Consider the following 17,324-nt stretch of genomic DNA (forward strand, 5'->3'; position numbering starts at 1 on the left):
TTGCATGAGGATTTTATGAAATATGGCAACACTATTGGCATCCTCTCTAGCACTACATAGGGTATGGCAATGTCTATGTCATCAGATAACGCTCGCACCCGTATAAAAATATGTGGCATCACCCGTCTGGAGGATGCGCTTAAGGCAGCCGAGCTTGGTGTCGATGCTGTTGGGTTTGTCTTTTATGACAAATCACCACGGTATATCGATCCGCAAAAGGCTGCTTCTATTATTCGTCAATTGCCGCCGTTTGTCTCCGCTGTTGGTCTGTTTGTGAACCCTACGCAGGCGTATATTGCGGAAGTATTGCAGAGTGTGCCGCTTGGTGTGATTCAATTGCATGGCGATGAGAGCCCTGACTTCTGCTCGGCTCAGCGTCGTCGCGTAATGAAAGCTGTGCCGGTTAGTGATGCGGGTGATCTTAAACAGGCCGCTCGGTTTAATTGCCCGGTGTTATTGGATGCGAAAGCACCTGCTGGTGTTTATGGTGGCACAGGTAAATCGTTTGACTGGGCACTGTTGCAAAGTTTTGAACACGATTTTCCACTCACGCTGGCAGGCGGACTGAATGTTGAAAATGTCGAAGAAGCAATGTCCATTCGTCAATGGTTTGCACTGGATGTATCTTCGGGCGTCGAATCTTCACCCGGCATCAAGGATGCCGAAAAAATGCGTGCCTTTGTGGGCGCGGTGAACAGAGCAAAAGGACTATAAACATGTACAATTTGGATATTACGCACGCTCCGGATGAGGGTGGTCACTTTGGTAAATTCGGTGGCCGTTTTGCAGCCGAAACATTGATGCAGCCCCTTAAAGATATTGAAGAAGCCTTTTATGAAGCGTGGGCGGATGAAGATTTTCATGCCGAACGTTTGGACTTGTTGAAAAATTATGTTGGCAGAGCGACGCCGCTTTATCATGCCAAACAGCTAACTGCCGCTGTTGGTGGTGCACAAATTTACCTTAAACGTGAAGATCTGACTCATACAGGCGCGCATAAAATCAATAATACCATCGGTCAGGGACTGCTGGCTCGACGCATGGGCAAAAAGCGTGTGATCGCTGAAACCGGTGCTGGTCAGCATGGCGTGGCAACAGCAACGGTTGCAGCCATGTTTGGTATGCAGTGCGATATTTATATGGGCCGTGAAGATATGGCCCGGCAAATGCCTAATGTGCTTCGTATGCGTTTGCTCGGTGCCAATGTGATCCCGGTCGATTCAGGTACGGCGACACTGAAAGATGCGGTGAACGAAGCACTGCGAAATTGGGTTGCTACATGTGAAGATACTTTTTATATCTTTGGTACGGCTGCCGGCCCGCATCCTTATCCGCTATTGGTGCGTCAGTTTCATACGGTGATAGGTCAGGAAGCCCGCGCCCAGTGTTTGGATCAAGCCGGGCGCTTGCCGGATGTGGCGGTGGCATGTGTTGGCGGTGGTTCCAATGCTATGGGCTTGTTACACCCGTTCCGTGATGATGCCTCTGTGCGTCTGGTGGCGGTGGAAGCTGCAGGTTACGGGCTTGAGAGTGGCCAGCATGCGGCATCTTTGGCCAAAGGAAAAGCAGGTATTCTGCATGGTAACTTAACCTTCCTGTTGGAAGATGATGAAGGGCAGGTGCAGGGCACACACAGTATTTCTGCTGGGTTGGATTATCCCGGTGTAGGGCCTGAGTTGGCCTATATGTTTGAACAGGGCCGTCTGGAGCTTGATGCCAGCACTGATGAAGACGCGATGGAAGCGTTGCAGCTGCTTACCCGTAAAGAGGGGATTATTCCGGCGCTGGAATCCAGCCATGCAATTGCTGCCGGAGCACGTATCGCCAAATCGATGGCTGCGGATCAGATTGTGCTGATTAATCTTTCTGGTCGTGGTGACAAAGATATGAACACTGTATTCAAACATCTGGGCTGGGTGGAGGACGCATCATGAGTAACCCGATAGCTAGGCCTTCACGATTGGCTGCGGTGTTTGAGCGTTGTAAACAAGAAGGGCGCAGTGCTTTGGTGGGGTATCTCACCGCTGGCGACCCTGATGTCCCTACCAGTGAAGCGCTGTTGTTGGCGCTGGCTGAGCAGAGCGATATTCTGGAAATAGGTATGCCCTTTTCCGATCCGATGGCTGATGGCCCTGTCATTCAGGCTGCATCCGAGCGTGCGCTCGAAGCGGGTACGCATATTGCTGATGTATTTGCACTGACCAAAACGGTGCGTGATGCTCACCCTGACCTGGGTATTGTCTTGATGGGTTATGCCAATGTGCCGTATGCAATGGGTTTTGATATCTTTTCAGAGCGCGCAAAAGCAGCCGGTGCTGACGGGGTGTTGATTGTCGATATTCCTGCTGAAGAGGGGAATATTTGTGATGCCAGTCTGAAACAGCATGGACTGGATCGTATTATGTTACTTTCTCCGACATCTACCGATGAGCGTATTAAGCTGGCTTGTGCATGCGCCAGTGGTTTTATCTATTATGTCTCTCTCAATGGCATTACCGGAGCCGATATGGGGGATATGCAGGGCATTCAAGATAAAGTGAAACATATCAAATGTATCAGTAATGATTTGCCGGTGTGTGTGGGTTTTGGTGTGAAAACACCAGGGCAGGCAACGCAGGTGGCTGCGTTCTCTGATGGTGTGGTTGTCGGTAGTCATTTTGTTGGCCATATCCCGCAAGCAGATAACAAGGCTGATATTTGCGGCGCCTTGTCTGTATCTGCTGCCAGCATGCGTAAGGCCGTTGGTGCAATAGCTTGAGGATTAAAGTACTGGGCTGTTATGGCGGTCAACAGGTTGGATTTCGACTGACCTCTTTTCTGGTCAACGACTCTATTTTGTTGGATGCAGGTTCGCCGGCTGAAATTCTAACACTGGAAGAGCAGCACCGTATTCGCCATATCTGTGTGTCTCATACCCACCTTGATCATATCAAGGATATCGCTTTTCTGGCAGATAACCGTTGTGTGAAACGTTCCAGTGGCCATGTGGAAAATAGAAATATCACCATTCATAGTCTGGCAGAAAATAATCAGATATTGATGCGCCATTTCTTCAATGGTCATATCTGGCCTGATTTTACGGTGATTCCCAATGCCGATGATAGTATTCTGATACTTGATGATATTGAGCCGGAACGGACATTCGAAATTGATGGCGTGCGCATCACAGCGATACCGGTGAATCATCCTGTGCCATGTACCGGTTTCCTGCTTGACCAGGATGGTAAGCAGGTGATCTATACTGCCGATATGGCGAATACCGATCGTGTGTGGGAATTTGCCAATGCACAGCCTAATTTGCAGGCGATCATCATGGATTGTTCATTTACCAATGCCAATCAGTATCTGGCGGATATCAGTGGGCACATGACACCCGCTTCGATGATGAAAGACCTGAAAAAATTTGAACAACTTGGTAAGGTGCCGGTCTATCTGTATCATATGAAGCCGGAATCACTGCAACGTATGATTGAAGAAGTGGAAGCATTGAACGTGCCGCGTTTGCGGATGATAACGCAAACTGATGAATTGCACTTTTAGCAGTCGTTAAATTAATATAGAGGTATGATATTGTGAGTTGGTTTACGCGCCTGATTGAAACACCAAAGAATATTCTGAAATCATCTGAGACGGCATCACCTGACGGTGTATGGGTGCAATGTCCGAGCTGTTCTGAAGCCTTGTACAATAAAGAGCTTGATCGCAATGGTATGGTTTGCCAGAAGTGTAATCATCATCTGCGCATGTCTGCAGCGGCACGCGCCGGAATCCTGTTTGATGAGAATACCGTTGAAGAAAAAGACACGGAACTGCGCTCCAAAGACCCCTTGGCATTTAAAGATCAAAAAAGATACAAAGATCGCATCAAGGCTGCGGATAAAAAGGCCGGCCCTGAAGATGCTGTACGCAACTATATAGGTGACGTGCATGGTCACACCATTGCTGCTTCTATTTTTGAATTTGCCTATATGGGCGGCAGTATGGGTTCTGTAGCAGGTGAGAAAATTGTGCGTGGTATGGAACATGCGCTGGAGCGCCAATGCCCTTACCTGTTGGTGGCAGCTTCCGGCGGTGCGCGTATGCAGGAAGGGGTGTTGTCTCTGATGCAGATGGCCAAAACATCGGCTGCAGTCAATAAACTCAATGATGCACGTCTGCCCTTTATCTGCCTGTTGACTGATCCGACTATGGGTGGCGTTTCGGCCTCTGTGGCTTGGTTGGGTGATGTTATTCTGGCAGAGCCCAATGCGTTGATCGGTTTTGCCGGTCCGCGTGTGATTCAGGAAACGGTGGGTGAAAAACTACCGGAAGGATTCCAACGCTCGGAGTTTCTGCTGGAGAAAGGGTTGATTGATGACATTGTTGATCGTCGCGAGTTTCGTAATCATCTGGCTGTGATGCTAACCCATTTGACGGATCGTTCTTATCGCCAAAATACTTGAATAAGCATCGGTAATCTTCGGGTCTTTTAAATAGCATGGGCAATAAGCCTGAGCATATCGAACAGTGGTTGGAGGGCTTAGGTCAGCCTTCTGCTGATAGAGATTATAAGCCCGGCCATGAACGCTTGCTGGAGTTGCTCTCCCATATTCAACAACAGAAGCCACGCTTGCGTGTACGTGTGGCAGGCACCAACGGTAAAGGCTCCACATCGTTTATGTTGGGGGCAGCACTGCAAGCCTGTGGGCTGAAGGTTGGCCTCTATACATCTCCCCATATTCTGTCGTTTAATGAACGGATTCGTATCAATGGAACACCCGTTTCAATAGATAAACTGTGGCAAAGCATGGAAACGCTTATGCCGATTGCACTGGATGTGGGCGCCTCCTATTTTGAAACCGCGACAGCACTGGCTTTGGATCAATTTTCCAGAGCAGCCGTTGATGTGGAGATACTGGAAGCAGGTGTTGGAGCCAGGCTCGATGCCACTACAGCGGTTGCCGCTGATATGGCGCTTATTACGCCGATTGCGCTGGATCATCAGAACTGGCTGGGTGATACACTGGGTGAGATTGCGCTAGAGAAGGCATATGTCATGGCCGGTTGTAGGCACTGTATCAGTGCTCCACAAGATGATGCGGTTATGCAGATATTGCGTGCATTCAATGCTGAAGTGGCTGTCTGCGACAGGAGTGAGGCATGGCGTGGTCTGGCGCTGCCGGGATTGCATCAACGCATCAACGCATCACTGGCCTGGTCTGCAGTGCAGCGTTTGGCCCAGTGCTCCATGGCAACTGACCAGAACGCTTTAAAGTCTATCGATATTGACCTTGCCACCGCACATGAGGCGATCCTTCAATGTCGGGTGCCCGGCCGTCTGCAGCATCTATCCATCGGTGAGGCTGATGTGTGGCTTGATGCCGCACATAACAATCATGCCATAGAGGCGCTGTTGCCATCTCTCAAGGCACTGGCCGATCCATTTGATGCCATTGTTGTGTTTACCCGTGAAGACAGGTCACTGAAAGCGATGTTGCCCTTGCTTGAGCAATATGCGGTACGGGTCATTAGTAATGATGATGCCTCGCTGCGTGATGGCGCTGTCGTGGTTTTAGAACAAGAGATAGCGCGTAAGCCGCAAGGCCATTTTCTGGTACTGGGTTCGTTTATTACCGTGGCATCTATTCTGGCAGCGAACACAGATTGATAAATAGCAGGTATTAGGCTATATAATTCGCAATTTAAGCGTGTGAGAGGGAGACCGGTGCCAGTTTATATCGTTGATGATAATTTGGATCTTGGTGAGATCATGGCATTTGTACTTAGTGATGCGGGCTATCTGACGCATGTGTTTACATGTCCGGTGGCAGCACTGGATCATATGCAAAGCAACGCGATAACTCCATCCATGTTGATTACCGACTACAATATGCCAAAGATGAATGGTTATGAGCTGCACATGGCTGTACATATTCATGCACCGGATGTGAAAACAATCATTATGTCAGGGCGATTTGTGCAAGAGAAGATTGGTGATCTGCCTTTTATGCAGAAGCCATTTTCCCCGGGTCACTTACTGACCACTGTTGAAGCGGTAAAGGGAAGTAGCGCTCCAATATAGTGCTTAATCTACAGTAAAACCATCCGCTGCACGGCGCATACCAACAGGTCCTGTACGGCTTGTTTCGATAATGCCAAAGGGTTCCAGTTCAAGCAGAATAGTATCGAGCACCTCTACCGGGCCAGTGAACTCCAGAATATCATGGCTGTCAGGGTGATCATCAATGATGCTGGCACCATACTGTTCAATCAGTGCAAGCAACTCATCTCTCTGATCGGCGCCAGCATCTACCTTGGCAATCAACATGCCACGTTCTAAATGCACGGCATGAGAAATATCTTCAACCTTAATGACCGGGATCAGTTTGTTGAGCTGTTTTTTAATCTGCTCGATGATGCGTTCATCACCACGCGTAACCAGGGTCATACGGCTGATGCTGTGGTCAGGCAGCGGTGCCACATTGAGTGTTTCGATATTGTAACCACGGGCGGAGAATAGCCCTGCAATGCGGGTCAATACGCCAAATTCATTTTCCATCAAAATCGTAATGGTATGTCTCATGATAGCACCATCTCATTGAGTGCTGCACCCGCAGGCACCATAGGGAATACATTCTCTTCTTTTGAAATCGCAACATCGACAATGACAAAGCGGTCTTTGGTGTTCAGTGCCTGGATCAAAGCAGGCTCCAGCTCTTCCAGTTTATCCACACGCAGACCAAGGCCGCCATAGGCATCTGCCAGTTTTACAAAGTCAGGCAGGGAATCAAAATAAGAGTTGGAATAACGGGACTCATAGAACATCTCCTGCCACTGACGCACCATGCCCATATAACCGTTGTTAAGGATTACCACGACAACGGGAAGGTTGTATTGAAAGGCCATCGAGAATTCCTGACTACACATCTGAATGGAGGAGTCACCGGTAAACAGCACAACCTTTTCACCGGGTTTGGCAATCTGTGCACCGATAGCTGCAGGCAGTCCGTAACCCATCGTGCCAAGGCCTCCGGAGGTTAACCAGCGGTTGGGCTTTTTAAAGCCGTAATACTGTGCCGACCACATTTGATGTTGTCCTACATCGGTGGCAACAATGGCATTACCCTCAGTGAGTTCGTGAACTTTGCAGATAACTGTTTGTGGTTTAATCACCGCATCAGGATCTTGCACATAGCCAAGGGAGTCTTTCGAACGCCATTCATCAATCTGTTCCCACCATAAAGCCATCGCATCCTGATTCTGGTTGAATGGTTTGCGGGCCATTTCATCGATAATCTGTTGTAACACGGTTGCAACATCACCAACGATAGGGAGGTCTGCATGGATGTTTTTGGAGATCGAAGATGGATCTACATCAATATGAATAATAGTGGCATCCGGCGCAAAGGCTTCCAGTCGGCCGGTTACGCGGTCGTCAAAACGTGCTCCGATAGCAACGAGTAGATCACAATGGGATACGGCCATATTGGCTTCATAGGTGCCATGCATGCCCAGCATGCCGACAAAATGACTATCATCATAAGGTATGCCGCCAAGCCCCATCAGGGTGTTGGTAACCGGAGCGTTGATGCTATGTGCCAGTTCCTTAAGTAGTGCGGAACCACCCACTGAATTTATTACACCGCCACCGGTGTAGAGCATTGGACGTTTGGCCTTTGCCATCAATCTGATCGCCTTCTTGATCTGACCTGGGTGGCCGGATACAACAGGCTGATACGAGCGGATATTTACCTCTTCAGGCCAAACGAATTCGCAGATGTCATTGCTGACATCTTTCGGCAGGTCAATAAGTACCGGACCCGGACGGCCCGTGGTGGCGATATGAAACGCCTGGCGAATCACCAGTGCCAGATCTTCAACATGTTTGACGAGAAAATTATGTTTGGTGGCTGAACGGGTAAGGCCGACAACATCGGCTTCCTGGAACGCATCGCCACCAATCAGGCTGGTTGGAACCTGGCCTGAGAAACATACGGTTGGAATCGAGTCGGATAGGGAGTCAGCCAAGCCTGTGACTGCATTGGTTGCACCGGGGCCTGAGGTGACCAGCGCTACACCACATTTCTGGGATGCACGCGCATAACCATTGGCTGCATGCAATGCGCCCTGTTCATGGCGCACCAGATAATGTTTAAAGTGGTTTTGTTTGAAAATCGCGTCGTAAATAGGCAGGACAGCCCCGCCGGGATAACCAAAAATGGTATCCACTCCTTCACGTTTTAAGCATTCAACTAAGATTTCTGCGCCGGTTAATTTCATGGTTGTATTATTGCACTCACTGGTATTTATAGAAGGCTGGGAAAACTGCACCTGTCATTGCACAGGGTCAAGGAAAAGGCCTGAAAAAACCTCAAAAAACAAGGGGTATTGCGGGGCGTCAGGGGGTCGGGAAATCAATAAATGGTGTTTCAATTTCACCAGTCACGTTGACACTCACCTTACCCTCTCCTGATGAGAGGGAGGGGGCATCGGCAGCCATCGATTTGCTCATCATGGCCATTTCAGCGCGGTATCGGACAGGCTGGGGCGCATGACTGCTGGTATTCAAACGGATGATTCTAAATGTTTTCGCGGAGAGCCCTTTGGCAATAACAGCCGCTTTATCTCTAAATGAAGCAATGGCCTGTAGGCGCAGAGTGTCCTGTACGGCTTTGGTGGTGTCAGCGCTGATGCGAAACTGCAAACCGGAAAGGTTTGCCCCTTCGGCTTCAATGGCATCGAGCCAGCCGGGCACAGCATCAAGATGCTGGCTGACAATTTCACCGGTTTGGGTCATGCGCCAGCCGGTGCGCTGGCGGGGCTGGTTTTTCACATGTTTCCATATTGGCTGTATATTACGGCCGGTGGTTTTGAGCTTTACACCCTTCTCATGCGCCAAACGGTTCTTGATGGCTGCGGCAACCTTGTTGACATACTGGCGAATAGTGCGGGCATCGATGCCTTCTTTTTCCACCCGGAAACTAATCACCACTTCATCATTGGGCACTTGTGTTTCCACTGCTGCATTGAGGTTGATTCGTGTACCACTTGGCCCCTGTGCTTCGGCAGAAACAAGTGTTGGCATAAGTATGAGTGAGAGAAAAAGTAAATATCGCATTGGATCAGTATGAAACTGCTTTGAATAATCTGCAAGGCTAGTCGCATTTATGAACTGTACTATGTGCCGAAAGCTTGGGGTAATAATCTATTTTTATCACAGAAACACAAAGGGAAACCACGTCGTAAAACAAAATTCCGGAACCTGTTCTTCAATATTCTGAGTGACTTTTCATCTTCATTGTATGTTTTCTGCAAAAGTTTTTTCTCTGTGTCTTTGTGCCTTAGTGGTTCCTAGCTTGGTTACTCAAGAGTCAGAGTTACGTTATCATGCAGGCATGAATGAATCGCATCAACCTTTACCAGAACAGGTTTCGACATGGATAGAACAATTGGGTTTGGAAAAACATCCTGAAGGGGGCTGGTACAGAGAGATTTACCGCTCGTCTGAGAATGTTCCACCCGAGGGGTTGCCTGCCCGTTTTGATGGTGAAAGAGCATTTTGCACCAGCATCTATTTTCTGTTGAGTGGGGATGAATTTTCAGCTCTGCACCGCATCAAACAGGATGAGTTATGGCACTTCTATGCAGGGGATGGGCTAACTGTGCATGTGATTGATAAAACCGGTGCTTATGCTGAGAAAAAGCTGGGGTCTAAGCTTGAGGAGGGTGAATCATTTCAACAGGTCGTGGAAGCCGGTGACTGGTTTGGAGCATCTCTATCAGCAGGTGGATATGCACTGGTTGGTTGCACTGTTGCGCCCGGGTTTGATTTTGCCGATTTTGAAATGCCGGGCAGAGAGTATCTGTTGGAACTGTTTCCCCAGCATAGCGATATCATCAATCGGCTGACCCGCTAGATCGATGTTGGCAGATTCTGCCATTGAGCCTTTTCTGTTTCGCGGCCATCGTTTTCTTGTTAAACGGGATGATCTGATTGATCCGTTGCTCAGCGGCAATAAATACCGCAAGCTATACAGCCTGATTCACACGCCTGCTCAGCAATACAAGCAGCTTCTCTCTTATGGCGGTACGCAATCGAATGCCATGCTCTCCATTGCGGCGTTGTGCCATCAAAAGAGCTGGCAGTTTCATTACACATCAAAACCTGTTCCTGCTCATCTTAAACAAGAACCGACCGGTAATTTAAAACTGGCTCTGGAGCTGGGCATGCAGCTGCATGAGGTGGCACATGATGATTATGATGCTGCTATTAGTGTCTTGAAATCACAGGCTGAGGATGGTTGCCTGTTTGTACCGCAGGGCGGTGCTGATCCGATTGCTCGGGCTGGTATTGGACAACTCGCCACAGAGATCACGCAATGGCAACAAGAGCATGAGATTGAATCGTTATATGTTGTGACACCTTCAGGTACGGGCACTACGGCCTTCTATCTTGCCGAAGCGTTAAATAATGCCACTGTGCTGACTACACCGGCTGTGGGTGATAAAGCGTATCTGCTATCCCAGATGAATCTGTTGGGAGCTGTGCCCGAGAACCTGAGGATGCTTGAGAGTGACAAAAAACATCACTTTGCCAGGCCGTACCCCGAGTTGCTGAAAATATGGCAGGAACTGAAAGATACGGGTATTGCGTTTGATTTGATTTATGGAGCGCTGATGTGGCACACCCTGCTTCAGCATATTGATAGCATAAAAGGCACTGTGCTTTATGTGCATAGCGGTGGCCTGATCGGCAATGCAACGATGTTAGAGCGTTATCGTCACAAAGGTATGATTCTGAACGGGTAGATCAGGGTTTAATCAGGGAAGTTGTTAACACGACCGTGATTAATTATCGATAACAGCCGTCACGCCATCTTTGTTACAGGAGAGGGTTACGGTGGTCATATCCAACGGCATGGAGAGGGCTTTGCTTAAATTCATGTTGCCTGTCACGGATTTCACACCGTCTGCAATCACTTCATAAGGAATCGCTGCACAATCGCCATTGGCCTGCACAACCAGACGAGCCATTTTTGATTCACTGGCGATGACACCGGGCGTGCCGTGGTCGATCATATATGAATATTTGCCTGCGATAGCTTGGGATCCGAATGGTAAAAATAGCAGTAGTGAACATAAAATAGCTTTGCGTAACATGAGAACTCCATTCAACTTTAGAAAGTGATCGAATCATAACGCCCAAGCAGGCTGAGAGCTATTCGGCCATTCAAACAGATCAATAAGTCATGAATATGTCATCTTAGTGCCACATCGATGACTTAGATGGTTGTTAACCTTTGCAGCAAATATGATGCAAAGGAGGAATACAATGAATGACACAATCTATATCAGCTTACAGTTTGTTGGCGGCCTGGTGATTATGTTTTTATTGATGGTGGTGCTTGATACCCTCTCCAGATTATAAAACATACCTTACCCAGCTAATATTCTCGCTTCTGCTGGAGTTGCACTGGCTCAGCATTATCTTCTTCCTTGCCTGTACCTGATGGTAACCAGTAAATAATAACATAAAGCAATAAAGATTCAATGTATGCCAGAGCTATTTGATTGATTCAATTCCTGTTAGCAACTGTCGATTAATACGAGCTATCGGGGCCAAAGGCATGAGTGATTGCTTCTTCTCCGCACACCCAGTCATAGAGTTGATGATCACCTTCGAATCCACGATGTTCAGCCAGAAAATAAGCCGCGACTTCAACCATCTCGTGGCGATCTCTTTCTGGTTGATTTTGTGTTGGTATTGGTTTGTCCTTGTTTGACATGATTCTCTCCGAGAACGATATAGTTGTTATTTATGCATGTTGGGCATATTCCCATACCCAACTGACAGAGTATAACATGATTCAGACTTATACACTTGTAATAATTTCTCCGCCTTCATGAACCGGTTTACCGGGGGGGGGGAGGTAAATACAATCAGGCCTAAATAACGCTTTGCAGGTGAAGGATCTCAACCATGGGATCAAAATCACGGTCGGAGTAGAGCAGGGGCAGGTCGTGTTCGATGCAATATGAGGCAATCATGACATCAATAGTCTTGCGAACGGTGACACCATGTTTGCGTAAACTGCGGTAGTTTTCGGCAGCTCTTATCGCAGCTTCAGGTCCAAGCATGGTTACAACGGGGAGTTCATTCAATAATTCGTGTGCTTTATGGAAGTCGGCATCTTTACGAAATCCCTGCAAGACTTCGGTCAACATAAGATCACCGATGATCACCTCATCAACGCCCAGCGCCCGATCCAGTGCATCAGTTTCCGGAGTTTGACGGCCGTTGAAGTAGTCGATCCATACGGAGGAATCGACTAACATCAGGAATCTGTACGCATGGCATCCAGATCATCATTCCATGCAAGTTTGCCGCGCCAACTCTTGATGGATTGCTGTTTTTTTAATCGGATAAGGGTTTTCAGGCCCTCTTCGACGATGCCCCGCTTGGTGGATATGCCGGTCAGTTGCTGAGCCTCGGAAATCAGTTGTTCATTCAGAACGATATTTGTACGCATACATTAGCCCCGTGTGTATCAATTATGGATATTATACACATTTTATTGAGCGGATCAATTTTGACCAAAAACCAATGGGACAGAAACAGTCCTCTGCTCATTATATATTCTGTATTCCAGAATCTGGAATAAAGAGGCGAGGGGGTGATTCATCAGGCCGGACCAAGTTGAATGTTGAAAACTGTCATTCACCACTTTGATTGGGTGGCGGAGGCGCTATGCTGCGGGCATTTGTTAATGAACCGCAGTTTTAGGAGTCCCTTGTGAAATATGTTGGAGCACATGTGAGTGCCGCTGGTGGCGTTGAGAATGCACCGCTCAGAGCCAAAGAGATTGGCGCGCAGGCGTTTGCCTTATTTACCAAGAATCAGCGCCAGTGGGTGGCTAAATCGCTGACAGAACAGAGCATTGCTGCGTTCAAATCCAATTTGGAGTTTGCCGGGATCAAACCCGAACATGTGCTGCCGCATGACAGTTATCTGATCAATCTGGGGCATCCTGAAGAGGAACCATTAAGCAAATCACGTAACGCATTTCTTGATGAGTTACAGCGTTGTGAGCAGCTGGGATTAAAACTGCTCAATTTCCATCCGGGTTCGCATCTGAAGAAGATAGAAGAAGCTGATTGTCTAAGCTGTATTGCTGAATCGATCAACTGGGCACTGGATCAGACAAACGATGTGATTGCCGTGATTGAGAATACCAGTGGTCAGGGGACTAATCTGGGTTACAGGTTTGAACACCTGGCCGCGATTATTGATCAGGTGGACGACAAATCCCGCGTGGGTGTCTGTCTGGATACCTGCCATACCTTTACGGCCGGATATGATATGCGTACAACGGAAGACTGTGAAAAAACATTTGGTGAATTTGATGCGGTGGTTGGTTTTCAATACCTGTGCGGCATGCATATCAATGGTTCCAAAGCCAAGTTTGCTTCGCGTGTGGATCGTCATCACTCCCTGACACAGGGCGAATTGGGGCTGGATGTGTTCCGTTATATCATGAACCATGATGCCTTCAACGATATTCCAATGGTGCTTGAAACGATTGACGAAACCATCTGGCCTGAAGAAATTCAATTGTTATATAGCCTGATTGAATAAGCCTAACCAAGAAGATTCAAAGAAAGTCAAAAGATTATCTGTATGCAGTCGTTTTCTACCTATATATGTATTAAGTAAGAAATTTAATCGGCTATAGTGATTTATACTTTTTCATTATTTTTTCTTCGTCTCCCCGGGGGTACTCTCTTGCTTTCGCGATTCACCTGATCTTACGCAATAGTTGTCGCCTTGGCACGAACGCACAAAGGAAAGTAAGCATGCCAATTTATGAATTCAGGGGTGGTTGCAAATCTTAGCCCATTGAGGCCAGTAGTCATGGTGTAGGTCTAATAAATATTTTTTTGGCTCCGACATTGGCTTGAATGTTGCACACTGCGGCCTAAACCCCCTTGTGTTTTGTTATATTTTATCACTTAATATGGTTGTATTTTATTTCATGTAGCTCGCAGAGCGTTGACTGGTTTACGTTATTTTTATGAAGAGATGCCTGACCTGACCGGAAATTCCGATTAGTGTGCCGGCATGACAAATCCTACCCCTCAAACTGTAACAATTATTGGCGCTGGCCTGGCTGGCTCTGAAGCAGCCTGGCAACTGGCCAAGCGCGGTGTACCTGTGCGCTTGCATGAGATGCGTCCGGTGAAAATGACTCCGGCTCATCATAGCGGCAGCTGTGCCGAGCTGGTTTGCTCTAACACCTTCCGTGCTGATCATCTGGAAAATGCCGTGGGCCTGCTGCACGAAGAGATGCGCCGCATGGATTCATTGATCATGGATTGCGGTGACCAAACACGTATTCCTGCCGGTACTGCGCTGGCCGTGGATCGTGAGCAGTTTGCTGAGCTTGTGACGAAACGATTGCAGGCTGAACCTCTGATTGAGTTTGTTGAGGGCGAAGTAACTGAAATTCCATCTGAAGGTCTTGTCTTGATTGCGTCCGGCCCGCTTACCTCCGATGCGCTGTATGAGCAGATCAAAACATTAACGGGTGAAGACCGCTTGATGTTCTTTGATGCGATTGCGCCTGTACTGGATGCTGAATCGATTGATATGGATATCTGTTACTGGAAAAACCGCTATGACAAAAATGTCGAAGAGGGCGAGGCTGGCGATTATCTTAACTGCCCGATGGATGAGGCGCAGTACAAAGCCTTTATCAAAGAACTGGTGAATGCTGAGAAGGTAGCGTTCAAAGACTTTGAAGACATTCCATTCTTTGATGGCTGCATGCCGATTGAAGAGATGGCTGAGCGTGGTGAAGATACGCCGCGTTTCGGGCCGATGAAACCGGTTGGCTTGGATCATCCTGAAACGGGTGAAAAAGCTTATGCGGTGGTACAGATGCGCCGTGATAATCGTATGGGCTCGTTATTGAACATGGTTGGCTTTCAAACCAAGATGACCTATGGTGAACAGAAACGGGTATTCAGCATGATTCCGGGTTTGGAGAAGGCTGAATTTTTCCGCTTGGGTTCTTTGCACCGCAATACATTTATCAAATCACCGGCACTGTTGGATGGCACGCTACGTTTGAAATCTGATCCGCGTATTCTGTTTGCCGGTCAGATCACCGGTGTAGAGGGTTATGTGGAATCGGCTTCCATGGGCTTGATGGCTGGTCGCTTTCTGGCTGCTATAGCCGTGGGTGAAGAGCCTGAGATGCCACCGGAGATCACTGCTCATGGTGCGTTACTGTCTCATATTTCTAAAACACAGGTTGAAGGGTTTCAGCCGATGAATGTGAACTTTGGCTTGTTGCCACCGGGTAAAAAACGCGAAGGCAAACGCCGCTTTTCCAGAGCAGAACGTCGTCGCTCGGTATCTGATCGTGCCTTAGAAGCATTGAATGTGTGGTTGGGTATTGCGTCGGAAGAAAAAATCGAAACAGCGGAATAAGTTTATTTTCTAACAATGCCTTTAACCGCCAAGGACGCAGAGTTACGCAAAGTAAAGACAAACGCAGACCTGATTACGTACAGAGTTCAGTTGTCTTACGGTCTCAAAAAAGAAAGAGAACGCGCTCCTTTAACTTAAGACAGAAAGACAAGCGAGCCATAAGGTGAATGGCGGAGCCAGAGAGGGTGGCCTGTGCCATTAGTGGCTAAATTTTTTGATTATTGTGCCTGTTTTTCTGCGACCTCTGTGGTAAATGCTTTTAAAGGAAATATCAGTGATATCCGGTCAATACAGCCGCGAGGAGAAACCCTGCAGATAAGGATATGAACATGGTTTTGAGTATCACGCCTAGTGCTAGCTCGGACATGATGTCATGTAATCGGGCTGACCAGCCGACGCTATGGGGCAAAATAAGCATAATACCGATCCACGCCGGCAGAAGAAACAGCCACTGATCACTGATCAATACACGCCAGCTGGATTCAAGCGTCATGTTCATAGCGATAGCGCCAAGTGCCATGATGAAACCACAAGCTGCGGATGTGCCGACGGCATGTCGCAGTGTGATTGAGCGGCGCAATAGAGGCACCAGCATGGTGCCTCCACCAATGCCCAGTACACCAGAAATATAACCGATAGGCCCGGATAACCATGGTAGCATTTTTTGTGTTGGCGATGTGGCCTGTAGTTTTTTACTGTAATCGAACGCAACCCAGGCATTCAATGCAGCTAAGGCAAACAGAATCGATGCGGCAGGCAGATGCAGTGTGCTCCACAAACCTAATCCGGCTCCAATCATCAGACCGGGTAGCAGTAAAAACATCGCACTTCTGTCCAGATGCCCCAATCGCCAGTGCGAGCGCGAGGATACAAAGCCTGTGATGATAATGGCCACCATGCTGGCAAATATATATGCACTCATGCCCTCGGTGTTGCCAGCCATACAGGCGTAAAACACGGGTACATAAATTAAGCCACCACCGACACCGGCAAGGCCTGCCATTAAACCGCCCAACAGACCTGCGCCTATGCCAACCGCCAAGCCGTATAGTATCAGGGACAGATCAAGTTCAGGCATGCGCTATGATGCTGGTGTGTGTTTGAAAAGCAGGTAGTTCTGATATTCATCGACATCCATTTTACCAAGAATATAGAGCATTTGGTCAGCCAGTACATCCGGATCACAGATGCCTTCTTTCTGGTTATGGACATCGGCTAATATTTTACGCTGATCAGATTCAGCAGCATCGCACAGAGAGGTGCGCTGCATCGCTGCATTGCGCCACGCATCTGCATTGTCGAATGGGGGTTGTGGTGTATGTGAAGAGTCAGGCATGGGCGTATATTACAAACAAATATGCTGAAGCATAGCTTACCCGGATTATTCATAAATACTGTTGAGCGCTTACTTGTTCCTTTATTCGCACCAAATCCTTCATCAGTCGTCGGCATCCTTGCCTCACGCCACTGCGTGGCGACTTTTTACCGTCCTATGATCCTGTGGAATGGAGGCTTTTGCGAGCAGTGTTTGATAGGAGACTATAAAATAATGTCATTGTGTGTGAAGTATTTCACACATGTTTTAAGCTGTATGGCGTATAGTCCGCGATGATTGGAAAAATCAGTGTTAAAGCGCTTGGATTTATTAGTAAATGACGGAATAATCTGAATAGATTAATGCTTTATCAACAGATGCTGTAAAGCCCAATACAATCAACTTTAGGAGAGAAAATGAAATTTATTATAATAATGTTCAGCTTGTTTGCATTTGCCATTCCAGCCTCTAGTGCAGGTTTTTTTAGCAGTGTGGAATCGCGTGCGGATGCGATGAATGAACAATTAGGTGATAAAA

The 17,324-nt window shown here is 47.9% G+C and carries 20 protein-coding genes; 11 read left to right on the top strand and 9 right to left on the bottom strand.

Going from position 1 to position 17,324, the window contains the following annotated elements:
* Positions 1 to 69 precede the first annotated feature (69 nt).
* The 7 genes from D8Y20_RS05150 to D8Y20_RS05180 are packed head-to-tail and all read left to right on the top strand — an operon-like array spanning position 70 to position 6,061.
* Positions 70 to 714 (top strand): phosphoribosylanthranilate isomerase, encoded by a 645-nt coding sequence (locus D8Y20_RS05150; RefSeq protein ID WP_121541965.1) that lies wholly within the window; start codon positions 70 to 72, stop codon positions 712 to 714.
* A 2-nt stretch (positions 715 to 716) separates the two neighbouring features.
* Positions 717 to 1,934 carry a tryptophan synthase subunit beta gene (gene trpB, locus D8Y20_RS05155; RefSeq protein WP_121541966.1) on the top strand — a complete coding sequence of 406 codons (1,218 nt, stop codon included), beginning with the start codon at positions 717 to 719 and terminating at the stop codon, positions 1,932 to 1,934.
* Positions 1,931 to 2,758, top strand: coding sequence for a tryptophan synthase subunit alpha (trpA, locus tag D8Y20_RS05160; RefSeq protein WP_121541967.1), 828 nt, complete (start codon positions 1,931 to 1,933; stop codon positions 2,756 to 2,758). Before trpB ends, trpA begins: the two co-directional genes overlap by 4 nt.
* A complete protein-coding gene (locus tag D8Y20_RS05165) occupies positions 2,755 to 3,540 on the top strand; it encodes a 3',5'-cyclic-nucleotide phosphodiesterase (protein ID WP_121541968.1) in 786 nt (261 codons plus the stop codon). Before trpA ends, D8Y20_RS05165 begins: the two co-directional genes overlap by 4 nt.
* A gap of 32 nt (positions 3,541 to 3,572) precedes the next feature.
* A complete protein-coding gene (accD, locus tag D8Y20_RS05170) occupies positions 3,573 to 4,442 on the top strand; it encodes an acetyl-CoA carboxylase, carboxyltransferase subunit beta (RefSeq protein ID WP_121541969.1) in 870 nt (289 codons plus the stop codon).
* Between the two features lie 35 nt (positions 4,443 to 4,477).
* Positions 4,478 to 5,647, top strand: a complete 1,170-nt coding sequence (locus D8Y20_RS05175) for a folylpolyglutamate synthase/dihydrofolate synthase family protein (RefSeq protein WP_121541970.1) — start codon at positions 4,478 to 4,480, stop codon at positions 5,645 to 5,647.
* 57 nt (positions 5,648 to 5,704) lie between these two features.
* Positions 5,705 to 6,061 carry a response regulator gene (locus D8Y20_RS05180; RefSeq protein ID WP_121541971.1) on the top strand — a complete coding sequence of 119 codons (357 nt, stop codon included), beginning with the start codon at positions 5,705 to 5,707 and terminating at the stop codon, positions 6,059 to 6,061.
* 3 nt (positions 6,062 to 6,064) lie between these two features.
* On the opposite strand, the gene ilvN is transcribed toward D8Y20_RS05180, so the two are convergent.
* The 3 genes from ilvN to D8Y20_RS05195 all read right to left on the bottom strand — a co-directional run bounded on the left by ilvN (position 6,065) and on the right by D8Y20_RS05195 (position 9,064).
* Complete coding sequence (ilvN, locus tag D8Y20_RS05185) at positions 6,065 to 6,562, bottom strand: acetolactate synthase small subunit (protein WP_121541972.1); 498 nt, start codon at positions 6,560 to 6,562, stop codon at positions 6,065 to 6,067.
* Positions 6,559 to 8,259 (bottom strand): biosynthetic-type acetolactate synthase large subunit, encoded by a 1,701-nt coding sequence (gene ilvB / locus D8Y20_RS05190; RefSeq protein ID WP_121541973.1) that lies wholly within the window; start codon positions 8,257 to 8,259, stop codon positions 6,559 to 6,561. Before ilvB ends, ilvN begins: the two co-directional genes overlap by 4 nt.
* Before the next feature lie 118 nt (positions 8,260 to 8,377).
* A complete protein-coding gene (locus D8Y20_RS05195) occupies positions 8,378 to 9,064 on the bottom strand; it encodes an SIMPL domain-containing protein (protein WP_236075263.1) in 687 nt (228 codons plus the stop codon).
* Positions 9,065 to 9,374: 310 nt separating this feature from the next.
* Here D8Y20_RS05195 and D8Y20_RS05200 point away from each other — a divergent pair, with 310 nt between their 5' ends.
* Positions 9,375 to 9,896, top strand: a complete 522-nt coding sequence (locus tag D8Y20_RS05200) for a cupin domain-containing protein (protein WP_121541975.1) — start codon at positions 9,375 to 9,377, stop codon at positions 9,894 to 9,896.
* Positions 9,897 to 9,900: 4 nt separating this feature from the next.
* Entirely contained in the window at positions 9,901 to 10,788 is an 888-nt protein-coding gene (locus D8Y20_RS05205) for a pyridoxal-phosphate dependent enzyme (RefSeq protein WP_121541976.1), read from the top strand.
* 39 nt (positions 10,789 to 10,827) lie between these two features.
* On the opposite strand, the gene D8Y20_RS05210 is transcribed toward D8Y20_RS05205, so the two are convergent.
* The 4 genes from D8Y20_RS05210 to D8Y20_RS05225 form a co-directional block, all read right to left on the bottom strand.
* The gene (locus tag D8Y20_RS05210) at positions 10,828 to 11,139 is read right to left on the bottom strand and encodes a hypothetical protein (protein WP_121541977.1); all 312 of its coding nucleotides are present in this window, start codon (positions 11,137 to 11,139) and stop codon (positions 10,828 to 10,830) included.
* 440 nt (positions 11,140 to 11,579) lie between these two features.
* Positions 11,580 to 11,765, bottom strand: coding sequence for a DUF2934 domain-containing protein (locus tag D8Y20_RS05215; protein WP_121541978.1), 186 nt, complete (start codon positions 11,763 to 11,765; stop codon positions 11,580 to 11,582).
* A gap of 160 nt (positions 11,766 to 11,925) precedes the next feature.
* The gene (locus D8Y20_RS05220) at positions 11,926 to 12,318 is read right to left on the bottom strand and encodes a PIN domain nuclease (RefSeq protein WP_370050565.1); all 393 of its coding nucleotides are present in this window, start codon (positions 12,316 to 12,318) and stop codon (positions 11,926 to 11,928) included.
* Positions 12,315 to 12,509 (bottom strand): type II toxin-antitoxin system VapB family antitoxin, encoded by a 195-nt coding sequence (locus tag D8Y20_RS05225; protein ID WP_121541980.1) that lies wholly within the window; start codon positions 12,507 to 12,509, stop codon positions 12,315 to 12,317. Before D8Y20_RS05225 ends, D8Y20_RS05220 begins: the two co-directional genes overlap by 4 nt.
* Before the next feature lie 263 nt (positions 12,510 to 12,772).
* Between D8Y20_RS05225 and nfo the strand changes: the two genes are divergently transcribed.
* Both nfo and trmFO read left to right on the top strand, forming a co-directional pair.
* The gene (nfo, locus tag D8Y20_RS05230) at positions 12,773 to 13,615 is read left to right on the top strand and encodes a deoxyribonuclease IV (RefSeq protein ID WP_121541981.1); all 843 of its coding nucleotides are present in this window, start codon (positions 12,773 to 12,775) and stop codon (positions 13,613 to 13,615) included.
* Between the two features lie 483 nt (positions 13,616 to 14,098).
* On the top strand, positions 14,099 to 15,472 hold the full coding sequence (gene trmFO / locus D8Y20_RS05235) for a methylenetetrahydrofolate--tRNA-(uracil(54)-C(5))-methyltransferase (FADH(2)-oxidizing) TrmFO (protein ID WP_121541982.1): 1,374 nt from the start codon (positions 14,099 to 14,101) through the stop codon (positions 15,470 to 15,472).
* 271 nt (positions 15,473 to 15,743) lie between these two features.
* Here trmFO and D8Y20_RS05240 read toward each other — a convergent pair whose 3' ends face one another.
* Both D8Y20_RS05240 and D8Y20_RS05245 read right to left on the bottom strand, forming a co-directional pair.
* Positions 15,744 to 16,550, bottom strand: coding sequence for a sulfite exporter TauE/SafE family protein (locus D8Y20_RS05240; protein ID WP_121541983.1), 807 nt, complete (start codon positions 16,548 to 16,550; stop codon positions 15,744 to 15,746).
* A 3-nt stretch (positions 16,551 to 16,553) separates the two neighbouring features.
* Positions 16,554 to 16,808: a hypothetical protein gene (locus D8Y20_RS05245; RefSeq protein WP_121541984.1), complete on the bottom strand. Its 255-nt coding sequence runs from the start codon at positions 16,806 to 16,808 to the stop codon at positions 16,554 to 16,556.
* Positions 16,809 to 17,324: the final 516 nt, after the last annotated feature.

The sequence above is a fragment of the Mariprofundus sp. EBB-1 genome (assembly GCF_003665155.1).
GTDB lineage: Bacteria > Pseudomonadota > Zetaproteobacteria > Mariprofundales > Mariprofundaceae > Mariprofundus.